9 protein-coding genes are annotated in these 15905 nt (G+C 46.5%); 1 reads left to right on the forward strand and 8 read right to left on the reverse strand.

Annotated elements, in window-relative coordinates; all coding sequences use genetic code 11:
- Nucleotides 1–60 precede the first annotated feature (60 nt).
- From V1358_RS02260 to V1358_RS02275, 4 genes are all read right to left on the reverse strand, one after another.
- On the reverse strand, nucleotides 61–888 hold the full coding sequence (locus tag V1358_RS02260; protein WP_347392456.1) for a Tim44 domain-containing protein: 828 nt from the start codon (nucleotides 886–888) through the stop codon (nucleotides 61–63).
- Nucleotides 889–1055: 167 nt separating this feature from the next.
- Nucleotides 1056–4244: an amidohydrolase family protein gene (locus V1358_RS02265; RefSeq protein WP_347392457.1), complete on the reverse strand. Its 3189-nt coding sequence runs from the start codon at nucleotides 4242–4244 to the stop codon at nucleotides 1056–1058.
- A gap of 231 nt (nucleotides 4245–4475) precedes the next feature.
- Nucleotides 4476–5003: an outer membrane beta-barrel protein gene (locus V1358_RS02270; protein WP_347392458.1), complete on the reverse strand. Its 528-nt coding sequence runs from the start codon at nucleotides 5001–5003 to the stop codon at nucleotides 4476–4478.
- A 326-nt stretch (nucleotides 5004–5329) separates the two neighbouring features.
- Entirely contained in the window at nucleotides 5330–6160 is an 831-nt protein-coding gene (locus tag V1358_RS02275; protein WP_347392459.1) for a M90 family metallopeptidase, read from the reverse strand.
- Between the two features lie 86 nt (nucleotides 6161–6246).
- Between V1358_RS02275 and V1358_RS02280 the strand changes: the two genes are divergently transcribed.
- On the forward strand, nucleotides 6247–8604 hold the full coding sequence (locus tag V1358_RS02280) for a DEAD/DEAH box helicase (RefSeq protein WP_347392460.1): 2358 nt from the start codon (nucleotides 6247–6249) through the stop codon (nucleotides 8602–8604).
- Nucleotides 8605–8622: 18 nt separating this feature from the next.
- Here V1358_RS02280 and V1358_RS02285 read toward each other — a convergent pair whose 3' ends face one another.
- The 4 genes from V1358_RS02285 to V1358_RS02300 form a co-directional block, all read right to left on the reverse strand.
- Nucleotides 8623–11532: a ligand-binding sensor domain-containing protein gene (locus tag V1358_RS02285; RefSeq protein ID WP_347392461.1), complete on the reverse strand. Its 2910-nt coding sequence runs from the start codon at nucleotides 11530–11532 to the stop codon at nucleotides 8623–8625.
- Nucleotides 11533–11659: 127 nt separating this feature from the next.
- Entirely contained in the window at nucleotides 11660–12319 is a 660-nt protein-coding gene (locus V1358_RS02290) for a CatA-like O-acetyltransferase (RefSeq protein ID WP_347392462.1), read from the reverse strand.
- Between the two features lie 117 nt (nucleotides 12320–12436).
- Nucleotides 12437–13477 (reverse strand): Leu/Phe/Val dehydrogenase, encoded by a 1041-nt coding sequence (locus V1358_RS02295; RefSeq protein WP_347389159.1) that lies wholly within the window; start codon nucleotides 13475–13477, stop codon nucleotides 12437–12439.
- A 368-nt stretch (nucleotides 13478–13845) separates the two neighbouring features.
- Nucleotides 13846–15903, reverse strand: coding sequence for a S9 family peptidase (locus V1358_RS02300; RefSeq protein WP_347392463.1), 2058 nt, complete (start codon nucleotides 15901–15903; stop codon nucleotides 13846–13848).
- Nucleotides 15904–15905: the final 2 nt, after the last annotated feature.

Raw genomic sequence — 15905 nt, forward strand, 5'->3', positions numbered from 1 at the left:
AAAGGCCGCTAAGCGGCCTCTTTTATTTTGGCTGTTAAAAGCCCAAACGAGCCTGATGTTTTAGTCAACTAAGTCCTCAGTGCCTACAATTAGCCACGGAGCAGAGTCTTGGTTTTGGCGCTCTAGGTGCCAAATTTCGTTGATAGGCTCTTTGGTGTTTTCAATCTTATCAAGATATTGGCCGCTGAATTGCACACTGATAGCCCATGTAGCAACAGAGGTACTCGCTCTAACGATACGTGCATCAACGAACAAAACTTCTGTTTGTACTTCGCCTTGCTCGGCGCGAATGGCTCTAAATTCTTCCACCAGCTCAGGTGATAAGTACTCGGCAATCACGTTGAAATCATTCACATTCCAAGCGCGCTGAATTGCCACATAATGGTCTTTCGCAGCATTTAAGAAGCCACGCTCATCAAAATTCGCTGGCAAGTCCATCGGAATTGCTTGTGCGCCAAATCCTGCACCAGCGTTCATCGCAGGTTGCTGATAGCTTTGTTGATTTCTAAACTGGGCACCATTGGCCGATGCCATCGCTGGTCGCGGCTGATTTTTGCGCAGCGCAGAGGTGATCAACTTAAATAGCATAAAGCCAATGCCTGCAAGAAGCAGGATTTCTAGTAACTGCACGCCTTCAAAGTCATCGCCCATCATGGCCGCGATAAGTCCACCTGCGAGCAATCCACCCAAAATACCGCCCATAATGCCTTTTTTAGTCGACGATTTTTTGGTGACCGTGCTGGTATCCGTTGTTTGTTGTTTTTGTGTTGTTTGTGTTTGCTCGGTTTTACCCGTGCTCTTAGAGCCGAATTTTTTACGCGCTTGTGCGTCAAAACTTGCAGAGAATAATACGCTCAACAGCGTAAAAATAAGTACCCAATGCTTCATGGTTTTCCTCAATAATGTTGGCTTGCGAGAGTGTATAGCAGTGGTAAGCCAAGGCAAGATATAAGCGATAACAGCACTTCTAAGTGCTTATAAATTGTGCCAATTACCTATTTGTAAAACATAAAAGCCCGCATAAAGCGGGCTTTTTAATTCACGATTAACTGTGCTTAGTTGTTTTCAAAAAATAGCGGCTTGCGCTTATCTTTACCCACTTCGTTCATCGTTTCGGCATCGAACAGTCGACCATTGATCATGGTGTACTGCACTTTGTCTGATTGGCGAATGTCACTCAGAATATCGCCATCAATCACGATAAGGTCAGCGAGCTTACCTGCTTCTAGTGAGCCTAGGTTTTTGTCTAGACCCAAGGTTTTCGCAGGGTCAATCGTTGCTGTGCGGATCACTTCCAGTGGCGTCATACCACCTTGGGCAAACATCCACATTTCCCAGTGCGCCGCTAGGCCTTCGCGCTGACCGTGCGCACCGACATTGACCATTACACCTAAATCTTGCAACTCGGCAGATACACGCGCATTGTTGAAGTGGTTGTAGTGATGCTCAGGTGCTTTGGTACGGCGCATAGAACGCGGTAACAACTGGTTCTTAGGCACAAACTTGCTTAGACGTGGGTGATTCCATACATCTGTTTTATCGTACCAATAGTTCTCACCCCAAATGCCGCCGTAAGCCACGCCCAATGTTGGCGTGTAAGCCACGTCGCTTTGCGACCACAGTTGGCGGATATCTTCATAAATATTGGCAACAGGAATAGAGTGTTCAATAGTCGTATGACCATCAACAACCATGGTTAAGTTGTGCTGCAGTAATGAACCACCTTCAGGGACGACCATCATGCCCAATTCACGGCCTGCTTCAATCACTTGCTGGCGTTGATCGCGACGAGGTTGGTTGTATGACTTCACACTAAACGCGCCCACTTTTTGTAAGCGCTCAAGGTGGAATTTCGCATCGTCCAGTGAGTCAACATGCGAGGTGTAACCCGGCATATTCGCACCATACAAAATGGTACCCGTTGAGAAGATACGTGGGCCAACAATCTCGCCAGCCTTTTGCATTTCACTGGCTGCAAAGATTTCTGTGGTGTCGTTACTTGGGTCATGAATTGTTGTTACACCCAATGACAAGCCAGCAAGGTTCTTCCAGTTTTGCTCAGGAATGATTTCATCGCTACCTTGGCCACCGTGAGCGTGTGCATCAATAATCCCCGGCATGATTGTTTTGCCAGTTACATCAATAACTTCAGCACCCTTTGGAATACTTACATCGCCTTGCGCACCCACGGCTTTGATGTGCTTGCCGTCAGTCAGTACTACACCATTTTCAATGACTTCCTCGCCGTTCATCGTGATCACCTTGGCACCGACAAGAGCAATCATACCCTCTGGCTCAGCCATGGCCTTTTTGAAGCCGATGTTGTCACCACTTTCTACTTTGAAATTAGCATTTTCATCTGCTTTGATATTGAAGATGCCATCGAGCGAAGCATGATAAAGCTCTGGGCCTAGGCTCCAGTACAAACGGTCGCTCGCTCCACTCCAACTGATGTTTTCACCTGCACGAACAGATAATTGCTCAACCGGGAATTGGCTGTCTTTCGGGCCGATATTGATGGTTTTACCGCGCTCAACAAATGGCGTTACGAAAACTTTAAAACGCTCTGCAAATGCAAGGTACTCGCCGTTTGGTGAGATACGGAATTCAGTCGCATGCTCAGACTCGTATAACTTGCGAATTTTCTTCGTTTCAAGCTCAACAACGCTGAACGTCGGTTTTGGCCACGGGCTCATTACGTAGATACGGTCGTTATCTTTACCGAATTGTGGCTGATAGCCACTTTCAGTAATAAGCTCAGGCTTGTTTTTACCGTCTGTATCAACGGCATAAATACCTGATTTAAGTGACCACTCTGGCGCAAGTAAACTGCTACCTGATGATTTGCGGAACACCAGTGTTTCGCCATCAGGGCTAAATGCTGGTTCTACGTATTTACCAGGCTCAGTGGTGAGCGTATCACCGCGACCCGAGCGCGCAGACACCACACGCACACTGCCTTGCTTTTCATCATCCCAAGTTACGTAGGCAATCTGTTTGCCATCACGTGAGAAAGTTGGGAAGAATTCAAAGTGGTCGTCTTGGCTGGTTAAACGCTTAATTTTACCCGACTCAAGGTCACGCTTATAAATGTGCCCCATCGCCTCGAAAATCGCTGTTTCGCCATCTGGTGAAACCTGCACATTGCGCAGCATTTTCACGTCAAACTCTGGTGTATCTAGCTCCTGCGTAAAACGCACTGCTTTTTGGATTGATTTAGTGGTTTCTACTTCAAACGCGATTTCAGCGCTTTCGCCGCTATCCACATCAAGCTTGTGAATTTTACCACCCGCCCAGAAGATCAGTGATTCGTTGTCTGGAGTCCAAGCCATCGTCGGATATACACCATGGATAGCCCATGTTTCTTGCATATCACGTTCTAACTTATCGTAAAGCTTGGTTTCTTTGCCTGACTCTAAATCATATAAATACAAGGTGCTTTGGAAGTCATCACGCTTGATATACGCCAAGGTTTTACCATCTGGAGACGGCGTTGGGCGAATTGCGCCACCTGGGCCACTTAAGATTGTTTCAATCTCACCGGTTTCGCGGTCATAACGCTTAATTTTGTAGATACCCTGCACTGAGTCTTTTGAGTAGTGAAAGGTCTTTCCTGGCGTTGCATCTTGCGAGAAATACACATATCGACCGTCTGGTGAAAACGCAGGCTCACCTAAATCTTTTTGGTCGTTCGGGCGCTCTGTCAATTGCACGCCGGAGCCGCCGGCTTTGTGATACATCCATACCTCACCCGCACCAAGTGAACGGCTTGCAGTGAAGTGCTTACGGGCAACGATGAAGTCGCCATCTGGACTCCATGCTGGACTGTTAAGCAAGCGGAAAGATTCTTTAGTAACTTGTGTTTGTTCTGAACCGTCTAGGTTCATAATCCAAATGTTGTCACCACCGCCTTGGTCAGAGGTAAACGCAATATGCTTGCCATCTGGGCTAAAGCGCGGCTGCATTTGCCAGCCGATGTCTGATGTAAGCTGTGTCGCTTTACCACCGCTAACAGGCATAGTGTAGATGTCACCAAGAAGGTCGAACACTAAGGTTTTACCATCGGGTGACACATCCACGTTCATCCAAGTACCTTGGGTAACGCTGATTTTTGCGTCTAAAAATTCACCCTGAGGGCTGTCAACTTGCCATTTTTTATCATCTTTTGTGGCTTCATCAGCATGAACCGTTGGCAAAGCGAGTGAGATAGCCAATGCCAAGGCGCTGTATAATGGAGTCTTCATATGATTCTCTGATTAGGTTTAGTTATTATCATTGCCTACTAAAACAAAAACCATCGCAAAGGGGAAGCAACATGGGCTTAATGGGCAAAAATCAGAGATAGAAATAAGTGAGGGGGAATACTCGGCCTACGTTTCAAATTTACGAAACACGAGTAAATTTGAAAGTAGTTAGGTTGAGCGTTTAACAAATTTACCTGCTAAACGCTGCAATCGCTATGCGAGAAGGATTAATTAAAAATCAAACTTCACTGCAAGGCTCACCACATCAACACCATCAAACTGTTCATAAGACAGTTCTGCAGCCATGTTGTTGCTGAAGTTGTAACCTATGCCGCCACCTAGACCAAATTCCCATTCGTCTTCAGACAAGGACGCTCCAAATCCAGACGCTTTAATTTCTACATTAGCGTATGAAGGAGCGGCATATAAATACACTCCATTATCTAATTCATATTGGCCACGAAGAGACAGCGCAATATATCGTTCCATTTCTAATTTAGTGTTTAGAACACTCCCAGCTAAGTAATTATCAATCGTATCGTCTCCAATACCAGTACCTAGACGTAATTCAGGCACCCAATAAAAATTGTCGCTTGATTTAAACTTATAACCCAGTGAGCCGTATACACCATCCAAACTAATGTCATACCCACTTGGACTATCAGATAAATTCACATACCCTACACCCGCCTGCCAGTTTGCCTGTGAAGCGAACGATGTACCAATCAATGCCAATGCAGCTACTGTTTTTTTAAACATAGTGTTTCCTCCTTGTAATCGCGCAACAGCGAATACATAAATTATTGTATCTTTTGGCGAGGAAAGCTCATTTATCAAGAAATGGTGATGTAGCAAATGACACCGCAAGCCTATTGGCTCATTTGTGAACAAGGCCGAGAAGCCTTGCGTAACATACATTCCTTGTACTTAGAAATCTTTCCGTGTAGTGACTAGCTAAGCTCACTCAAAGAGCAAATAATCATGCTAGCGCGCAGATTATATCAATAAACATTGCCCGCGTGCTAGGCTTGGGTACAAACTGTTAATGCAATCGTTACAGATCCTTGTACCAAGACAATTACACTCTAACTGCGCTGCCAGTCACTTGGGTCAAACTGATAATAATCTCTCAAAATATTGAAAAGCTCTGCGTCAAACTGGCGCATTTGGTGGGGTTTTTCAATGAAGGTTTCGGTTGCTACGGCAAAAAACTCCGCCTCATTGGTCGCCCCATAGCTATGCATAACATGGGGCATATTGTAAGCCACATGACTTTTGAGTTTATTAAACGCTCGGGTAAACACCTCGGCCCAGCGCGTGTAAGCCCCCTTATTTGGTAGCTCCGGTGTGCCATTAGTCTGCCCTGTGACTTGGTCTAGTTGATGGGCGAACTCGTGAAATACCAGATTATGACCATCGCCTGGCAAGCGGTTGCCCTCAAGCACATCGTGCCAACTTAACACCAGAGTACCACCGGGCCATGACTCCCCTTCTCGCACAACTTGGTGGTAGCTCACCAACCCAGCTACATCTCGTTGCGTTACGTTGGCGTAATAGGCGCTTGGGTATAACAGTACCTCTTTGACATTGGGATACAGTGGCCAGGGTTTGTTGAGCATGAGTAAACAGGCATCTGCAGCGACCACAAGCTTCATTGCGTCATTCACCTGCAAACCATCGCGCCCTAAAAAGCGCTTTTCTCCCATAAACCAACAAATATGCTTTTCGAGTTTGCTACGGTCCGCATCTGTCATTGCCTTGTATATTGGCATGACCCTGAGCAGCAGTTGCTTTTGTTCTTCACTGAGCTCAGTATTTTGATATTTCCTTTGCCAATGCTTTAGGCGCAGCGTGTCTTGTCGCCAGTAAAGTACCACAAAGACAACAAGTAGAATGAGTAGTAACGCGTTGATCATTTGTTATTTCCTTGACTTCTCTGTTACTTAATATGACCCTTGGCGCGGTATTTCAATCTCAGTGTTCCAATCTTAGATAAAAAACAATGACCACGCTGCCAATTTACGCCATAGAAAATGAGTTTTTACAGACGATACAAAGCCACAATGTCATCGTCCATGCGCCAACAGGTAGCGGAAAATCAACATGTTTACCAGTATGGGCAGCCCGCACTGGTCGCGTACTTGTTGTGCAACCACGGCGCATCGCTGCGACCTCGCTAGCGCACTACCTCGCTGAGCAAAATCAGCAAAAACTCGGGCAAGATATCGGCTATGCGATTCGCTTTGAAGCACTCTTTAGTGAACAAACGAACATTGTGTTCGCCACGCCCGGTGTGGCACTGCGCTGGTTTTTTGAGACACAACTGAGTGAGTACGACGTAGTGATGCTTGATGAGTTTCATGAGCGTCGTTGGGACACTGACTTGTTGCTCGCGCTGTTAAAGCATCACCAGCGCCACCGTTTGATTGTCACCTCTGCAACGCTTGCAAACGACATGATAGCCAGCTATATCGATGCCACTGCGCTGCGCAGCGATGGCAGCATGTTTGCCATCCGCAGTGAGTTTTTAGCGCCGGATGCACAGGCCATGCCCTCGCGTTATGATTTAGCCCATCGCGTATATGAAGCCTGCGAATATGCACTCGAACACAGCGATAAAGACATATTAGTGTTCCTGCCAGGTCGCGCTGAAATCAATGAATGTATGAGCCAGTGTCGTACTTTAGCGGCACAATGCATCAGTTTGCATGGTTCTAGTCCTGTAAACGAGCAACGTCGAGCGCTGCAACAAAGCGATGAGCGACGTATTATCTTTGCCACCAACGTGGCAGAAACCTCCCTTACCGTACCGGGTATCGAATGTGTGATTGATTCAGGGCTGGAGAGGCGCACACACCTGCGCAAAGGCAAAACTGTATTGGGCCTTGATGCCATTGCTAGAGACTCACAAACACAACGTAAAGGCCGCTGCGGGCGCACCGCGCCGGGACTGTACATTGGCCTGTTCGGTGAACACGCACCTCTGCTTGCCCAAACACCTGTTGAGGTAGAGCGCGAAGCGCTTGATGAATTAGTGCTTGCCAGTGCCTGCGCCAATATCAAAGTAAGTGAACTCTCTTTGCTGACTCCTCTGCCAGCGAGTAGCTTAAATCGCGCCATAGAACACCTGCGCGCCATTGGCGCCATTGATGCCAACCATCTTGCCACTGAACTCGGGCGTCGAATCTATCCGCTGCCGGTTGATGCGCATTGGGGCTATTTGATTGAAACCATGCCAAGCTCAACGCTACGCCAAGCCGTCATTGATTTAGCTAGTGTTGTTGCCACCCCAGCGCAACTCTACGCGTTACCGAACAAAGAAAACCTCACCTTATTAGCAAGTGCATTAGGTGAACATGTGGCTTCTAGCGATATTGGCCTTGCTATCGCTGCAGTGCGTGGGCAGTGCCAAGACTACTTAGTTGTCGATGATGTAGCATTGGAAGAAGCACGTACCTACAGCAATTATTTGCGCAGCCACTATCAGCTACCGGAATTAGCCAAAAGCGCCCGCTTTAATTACCACGAGCTGATTCATGCCATCGCTAAAGCACAACCTGAATGTATTTTCGTAAGCAGAAATAATCGCCGTGGCGGCTTAGGCAATGGTGTGCAGGAGGTGCGTCCTGCAAAAAACTCGCTGCTGCCCCAAAGCACCGATGCAGCCTTGGTACTGGACTCATTTTCTCTTGCTGGGAAAGGCAAAAAACATGCGGATACGCTAGCCACATTGTGCGCACCAATTAGCCACAAAATCGTGCTTGAATGTGCCCCCACAACCGATGAATTAGTAGGTTGCTACCTTGTTGATTGCGAGCAGTCGCAGACCAGCCAAGTGTGGGCGCAAGTTCGCAAATCATATGCTGGGCGAGAGTTGGAAATACAAGACTGTCTTGCCCCCTCAGAGTTACTGCTCAACTGTGTGGTACAACTGATTATGGACAATCAATTATTTGCTGGGGTTGGCGAAAAGCTCGCGCACGATATAGCCTATCATCAACTTTATTTGCGTTATCACGCTGTAGAACAAGACGTTCCTAATGTTGAGCAACACCTCCTTGCGCGACTTTGCGAGTTAGGTGTACAAGATCAAGACGATCTGGCTTTACTAGAAGCTGAAGATTTTAGCTACGACGGCATTGACCCTTGGCAAGCCAAAGACTTTATAGAGCGTTACCCACTGCAAGTAACGCTGCCCGGAGTAACACTTAACATTGAATATTTGTTTAAAGCCAAGCGTGTTATTGCCCACTACGCCAGTGGCGAGCGCAAAGATCCGCCTAAACGTTGGGAGCTCCCCTCATGGACCGGCTTGCAAATACGCTACAAAAAAGCCAGTAAGGTCGTTGATATCCGCTAGGTCTTCGCCGGCCACTTGCTAGACATCCGCGATATTAACGCAACAATCTCGCTCGAAACCAATAACTCGGTTACGGCCCTGCTCTTTGGCTACATACAATGCTTTGTCTACGTTAGAAAGTAGACGATCGGTGTTTGCGGCGCTGTGGTTGTCAGCAACACCAATACTGACCGATACCTGCAAGTCCTCGGCTATCTGCTGATATTGATGCGAGTTAACGCTATCGCAAATGCTATGTGCTTGTTGTAATGCTGCTCGTTCATCAGTGTGTGGCAACAAAATGGTAAATTCCTCGCCGCCCCAACGTGCAAATAAGGCATCTTCACCTAAACAAGCCTCTATGACGTTCACGACTTCCACAATCACATTGTCGCCTACCAAGTGTGAATAGCGGTCGTTAATTTGCTTGAAGTAGTCGATATCGATGATCAACAAGCTAAGGGGCTCAGTTTTTCGAGCTGCGTCGTCAAAATGCTCTGTCAGCCACGTATCAAACGCTCGACGATTAGCAATGCCGGTAAGCTGGTCGTGCGTGGCTTGATGTTCAAACGCCTGCGCTTGTTCAGCAAGCACTTGTGTTTGCTCTTTAACTCGTTGTTTTAACTGTGCTTCGCTGCGTTTTAAATGATAGAAGCGCAAACGATAAACCAATATCAGTCCCAGAATAAATGCAGTGGTTAGGGCTAATTTAAAGGGCACGGTTTGCCACATTTTCGGTGAGACCTTGAAGTTAATGAAAGTCTCAGTTTCTTGCCATTGCCCATATGGATAACGCGCTCGCACTTGGAATTGATATTTACCCGGTGCAAGGTTGGTATATTCGGTAATAGATAAATTACCACGGTCAACCCAATCTCGGTCATAACCTTGCAGCTTGGTTTGATATTCTATGCGCTCGGTCATCACAAACCCCAGTCCGGCATAACTTATGGACAAGCGGTTTACATCAGCCGGAACAACCATTTCAGCCTCAGCGATAAGTGACTGTGGTTCATTATCATACTGGATTGATTCGATACTCACGGGTAATGCAACGTTTGCCATACGCGTCAGTTTGTTAGGGTCAACCACCGCAGCTCCGCGTGCCGTTGCCACCCATATACTGTTATCGGTATGTCGTAGCGCAGGATACTGGGAGCCACCATTGGCCTGTGAGCTAAGCATGCCGTCACCTTGGTCGAACAAGGTAAATTCGAGTTGATGACGCTGGTCCTGTAAGCTTTTATTAAGCTGCTCGCGGCTCACGCGAATGACACCACGATTACTGGTGAGCCAAAAATGGTCAAACTCGTCAACAACAACTGCAAACAGCTTATCGACTGGCAGACCTTGTTCTTTGCCGACCTTTATCATGGTCGCGGTTGCAATGTCGTAGTGAAGCAGGCCTCTATCTGTCGCCATCCACACCACACCAGGCTCCATAAAAAAGCCAAATGCGTATTCAGAATCAAGATGTTGTGACATCGGAACTGTCGTGACATTTGCTTTATCAACAAACGCGACTCCTACACCCGTACCAACCCAGACTCGGCCCTGCTCGTCCTCTGCCAGCGTCATTATAAAATTACCAGGCAAACCTTCTTTATCCGTGTACAAGGTCAGTTTTCCTTGGCTGTCCTTGTGCACTAAACCCGAGGAAGTGCCAATCCATAACGAACCGTCTTCTTGCTCAAGCACAGCGCGAATTTCGTTACTAGCTAAGTCGTTATCACGACTAAACAAGGGCTGGAATTGCTGGCCGTCGAAGTAAAGTAAGCCATCTGTGTATGTGCCGACATAAATGCCACCACTTTTTGCGCTGGTGAGGCTCAGTACAGAAATGGGAGCCTGAAGGTCTTGTCCTAGCGGGATAGCCACATCACCTTCGTATCGATTCAATCCGTTGCTGGTGCCAATGTACAATGAGCCATCAGTGTGGCTAAGTATCGCCCGCACATAATCACCAGAGAGGCCACGCGCTTGGCTTAAGGTGGTAAAAGGTGCTTGGCGTAATCGAAACAAGCCTGCATTGGTGCCTATCCAGATGCTACGTTCATCATCTTCTAACAGCGATAAAATGCGGTTACTTGGTAAACCCACGTTGGCATCGAGTTTCTCTATACCGAATTCACTGACACGAAATAACCCATGGTTGATAGTACCAAGCCAAATATCACCGCGATAATCCACCAAAATGGCAGAAATTGATTCAAACTTTAGGTCATCATGTAGCAGTGTGAATTGCTCGTTGTCGTATCGCCAAACACCTTGCTCTGTGCCAACGAGCAGGCGCTCTTGGGTGTCCAATGCTAATTTAAAGATCATCCCTGAAATAGCGACAGGGACATTTTTTAGCTTAGTGACTTCACCTTTTCTGTATCGATATAAGCCTTGGCTACTGGCAATCCACACCACATCTTGGTGCTCCAGTATATGGTACGTACTAACGCCATCGAGGAATTTTTGCTCATCGTTCGCGTCGCGACGCACCACACCGCCATCTTCAAGAGCCAACCATAGAGCACCGTCACTCACACGTTTAGCGAAGTTCACCATGCTATCTGCTAAAGGCATCGCTTGCCACTGGGCGCCTTTAGCGATACTCACACCTCCTCGGGAACCTGCTACATAGAGGTCCTGATTAAGCGCATCAAGACTAAGACTGCGAATGCCTGAATCCGGCAAACCAGTTTGTTGTCCACGGGTAAATAAAGTGAACTCACGACCGTTAAAACGGGCCGCACCTTCCCAGGTTCCTACCCAAATATAACCGTCTTTGGATTGCGCAAGGGCATTAATGCTGTTGTGAGGAAGTCCATCTCGTGTGTCCCATGTTTCGGCGAAATAATGGTTCAGAGGAATATTTTGAAGTGACGTGTTTTGAGTTGCTTGCGCGCACAACGCGAATAAGAAACATATAAATGCAAGGGGATAATAGGCACACTGCACGTTGCTCACCTACAACTCAATTATTATTAACTTTATGGTATATGAACATACACTTTACACGGTCGGTGAACAATTACAATTGATTACGCGTAATCGCGACATTTTTGCCGCTAGCACACTGTATTTGTTAACTTTTTAGGTACTTCTTGGGATTTAAGAACTTCTTTTGCAATATCTGAATAAAGCGCGCGCTATGCAAGCCATCCATTAGCGCGTGGTGAACATCCAGCGCTAATGGCATGGTCCGTGATTTCTTATCGTATTGGCCGAATACCAACTTAGGAATACCATTTGACGCCCCCGAATGAGTGGCGTGCGAAAAGGCGCTAAAATTCAGCCAAGGTAACACGGAAATATGAATTAGGTCGCATTGCCCTTCTGTGCATGCAAACGCTTCGCTAAATAGAGGTTCCCTGAGTGACACAGCACTTTGTTCTTGATGATGTTGACGATATGCCGCAAAGCTTGGTGCAGACGATAAATAACTGAAACGAAACGTTTCATCTTCTGCTAGTTGCACCACACTAACTCTTGGATCAGCACAATGAACGGCCTCACCATTGTGGATACGTAATCCCATCGGTTGGTATTCAATCGCACTGATGTGCGCCAAATAAAGGTAAGCAAGGAAGAATGATACTTTGTTCGCGTGGCAATATTCATACAGAGGCCAAGCCTGCAAACTCACGCACACATTAAAATAAGGCTGATGAAAATCTTTAAAGAATTCGAAGTGTTGTTGGCGTTCCCACGCGGGCAGGTCAACGGGCGTAAATGCTGTTGTCATCGGTGAATAACACATAAAAAAGGCATGCTTGGAGCATGCCTTATTCAGATAATTGACGCAATAATTTAAGCAACCTATTAACTAAAATCGCTCTTAACGCGTCAACAAACGCAGATATTAAAGACCGTTTGCGATGATCTCTTCTGCTAGTTCATTAGCCACAACGTGCGTGCCCACTTGCTCTGCATCAGAACGTTGGAAGATCTCGATAAGTGTATCGTAGATACCTTCAACGTGCTTAGTTGATGCTTCTGCGCTGTAACCTTCAGGTTTTGTTTCGTAATAAACGTTGATGATACCACCGGCGTTGATCACGTAATCTGGTGCGTAAAGCACACCTTTTTCACGAAGGATTTCACCATGACGTGACTCAGCTAGCTGGTTATTTGCACAACCCGCGATGATGCCCGCTTTGATACGAGGGATGGTGTTGTCATTTACAGTCGCGCCTAGTGCACACGGAGCGTATACGTCTACATCTAGATCGTAGATTTCATCGATACCAACAGCAGTCGCATTGAAGTCATTCACTACTCGCGCTACAGAAGCTTCATTGATATCCGTAACGAACAACTCAGCGCCAGCATTGTGTAGGTGTTTACATAGATCGTACGCCACCGCACCTAAACCTTGAACAGACACTTTAACGCCTTCAAGATTTTGGTGACCGTGCTTGTGCTGGAAAGCCGCTTTAATACCAAGGAATGTACCTAGGGCAGTAAATGGCGATGGGTTACCGCTTTTACCTTCAAGACCCATTACGTAGTTAGTCTCTTTGTGCATAACCATTACATCACCTGTGGTGATGTTTACGTCTTCTGCTGAGTAATAGCTGCCACCTAGACGCTCTAGTTGTTTACCAAATGCACGGAAAAGTGCTTCAGATTTGATCTCTTTTGCATCACCAATGATAACTGACTTACCACCACCGAATGGTAGGCGAGCTACAGCGTTTTTGTATGTCATGCCCTTCGATAAACGTAGTACGTCAGTGATTGCGTCTTCGTCGCTTGCGTAGTTCCACATACGGCAACCACCTACCGCAGGACCTAATTTTGTGCTGTGAACTGCGATAATAGCCTTAAGGCCTGATTCTTTATCACTACAAAAAACCACTTGCTCATGGTTATCAAAATCAACTTGATTAAAAACAGCCACTTTTATTCTCCGAACTTTTATACCCTGACACCGGGTGCGCTGAAATTGCCGCAGACTCTATCACTAACTTGTCGGCCATGCCACTTAATCAGATGATAAAGTCTTGATGCAATAACAATCCAAATATTTTTTCCATTCAATCAAACATATTTAGATTTTTTATTCTCATAATAATAAATATATACAATTACGAACCACTTAATACCACCTCTTGGATAACATTGCTGCATGACCAAGTGACGTTTACGTTAACGGTAGCTTCTATGTAAATATTTTAATACGGGATAGAGAAATGTCGAATACGTGAGATGACGGGCATTAGCTGGGGTATTTGCTAACGCCCGTTTGACTGGTCTGAGTAGTAAATATTACTGTTTGGTGTGTTTCGCCATCCAAGTAAATACTTGCTCGTACCAATGTTTTAGATTGTCTGCATTGCGGATCCAGTGGTTTTCATCTGGGTAGACAACAAGGCGAGAATCAATGCCCTTGCGCTGTAGCGTCGTAAAGGCGCCCAAACTTTGCGCGTAGGGTACGCGATAGTCTTTTAGACCTTGTGTAACGAGCATCGGTGTTTGCCAGCTTTCAACAAAATCCGAAGGATTGAACTTGTTGTAATCCGCATCCTTTGCCCAAAATGGCCCGCCCATTTCGTGCTCTGCAAACCACAGCTCTTCTGTGCTTTGGTGGAAGCTTGGCATATCAAATAAACCCGCGTGATTCACCAGACACTTAAAGCCGGTTGGCCAATTGCCAGCGATCCAGTTCATCATGTAGCCACCATAGGATGCTCCCAGTGCACAACCATTTTCTGTGTCTAACCACTTATAGTTGCGCTGCACATGAGCTAGCCCTTTTTGCAGGTCTTGTAATGGCTTGCCGCCCCAATCTCGAGAAATCGAGTTAGTGAATTCCTGCCCATAACCCACTGAGCCATGGAAATCGATCATCACCACACCATAGCCTTGTGCTGCCCACAATTGTGCATTCCAACGGCTGTGGAACATGTTACCGAATGAACCTTGCGGACCACCGTGAACAAGAAATGCTAATGGGTATTTCTTTTTCGGATCAAACTGCGCAGGTTTTACGAGGTAACCATAAACTGTCTCATCGTTGGCACCTGCAAAGTTAAACTGTTCAACATCGCCAAAAGCCATAGAAGCTAAATTTTCGCTATTCACGGCGGTGAGTTGCGACAAACCCGCACCATCGCGATTAATGCGATACAAGTCTTTAGGCGAATTCAAAGCATGACGCGAGAATACAATCTGCTGCCCATTTACGTGAACATCACCAACGTAGCCATCCGAGAATAAAGAGCGTACATCACCGAATGCGGTGCTGATTTCAAACAAACTCGTTTGCCCGACATCTTTTGCCGTTGCATAGATAGCACGACCACCCGCACCGAAGGTAAAGCTGCCTACAGATCGATCCCATTGTTGCGCCAATGATTTTGTTTCACCGGTGCGTAAATCACGCAGCTGCAAGGTAAATTTATCGGATTCAAAACCCGGCTTAGACATTGCTTTGTAAGCCAAGTAACGACCATCTTCAGAGAATAGCGGGCTCGAATCCCACGCCGTATTATCAGCGGTTAGGTTGCGCGCTTCGCCACCATCGATAGAGACTTCGAATAAATCAAAGTTAGTGCTCCAAGCATTGTCTTTCGCTTTGACTTTGGCACTGAATACAACCTTTTGGCCATCAGGGCTAATGGCCACTTCTTCCATGCCTGAGAATGGTTTAGCTGGCACGTCAGTTTGCCAATTGGGTGTGATGTCTTTGGCGTCTGTCACTAGCTCATCAGTGATTGTTGCACTGAATAAATGACGGACTTTTTCGTCGTTCCAATGATCCCAATGGCGCACCATCAGGTCATCATACACCTGAGCATTGTACTTCACTGCTTGCTGCTGTTTGTCTTTTTCAACAGTACATGCAAGCGAGTCACAACTCGGGTAAACGTCAAAACTTACCACCAGCGAAGTGTTATCAGCACTTAATCGATAGCCTTCAATATCCAGAGGAAAATCGGTTACTGGCCTTGCTTCCCCACCCTCTAGCGGTAAATACCACAATTGTTGCGAGCCTGAACGTGATGATAAGAAGTAAACGCCCTTGTTATGCGCAGCAAATGTGACGTCTGATTCGGCTTTTTTGTCAAATGTTAGTCGCGTGGCCTTAGGTTGACTTTGTGCGGGTGCAAACTCAGTTGTTTGTGCACTCAATGCCTGCACATACAGATCACTGCCCTGCGGCGTTTTCAAACCATACACCAAAGTGCGGCCATCACTTGAAACGGCAACACTGTGAACTTTATTAAGGTTGTTAAGCTTTTCGACACTCAGTACCTCAGCTTGCGTTGCAAATGCAGCGCTCAAACCAGCTACTAAAGTCGCTATACGAGTTTTTATTATCATTT

Origin of the sequence: Pseudoalteromonas pernae (genome assembly GCF_039831865.1) — a bacterium.
Lineage (GTDB): Bacteria > Pseudomonadota > Gammaproteobacteria > Enterobacterales > Alteromonadaceae > Pseudoalteromonas > Pseudoalteromonas pernae.

Excerpts from the sequence above, each read along its gene's own strand:
- V1358_RS02260 (WP_347392456.1), bottom strand. The coding sequence starts at position 888 with ATGAAGCATTGGGTACTTATTTTTACGCTGTTGAGCGTATTATTCTCT.
- V1358_RS02265 (WP_347392457.1), bottom strand. The coding sequence starts at position 4,244 with ATGAAGACTCCATTATACAGCGCCTTGGCATTGGCTATCTCACTCGCT.
- V1358_RS02270 (WP_347392458.1), bottom strand. The coding sequence starts at position 5,003 with ATGTTTAAAAAAACAGTAGCTGCATTGGCATTGATTGGTACATCGTTC.
- V1358_RS02275 (WP_347392459.1), bottom strand. The coding sequence starts at position 6,160 with ATGATCAACGCGTTACTACTCATTCTACTTGTTGTCTTTGTGGTACTT.
- V1358_RS02280 (WP_347392460.1), top strand. The coding sequence starts at position 6,247 with ATGACCACGCTGCCAATTTACGCCATAGAAAATGAGTTTTTACAGACG.
- V1358_RS02290 (WP_347392462.1), bottom strand. The coding sequence starts at position 12,319 with ATGACAACAGCATTTACGCCCGTTGACCTGCCCGCGTGGGAACGCCAA.
- V1358_RS02300 (WP_347392463.1), bottom strand. The coding sequence starts at position 15,903 with ATGATAATAAAAACTCGTATAGCGACTTTAGTAGCTGGTTTGAGCGCT.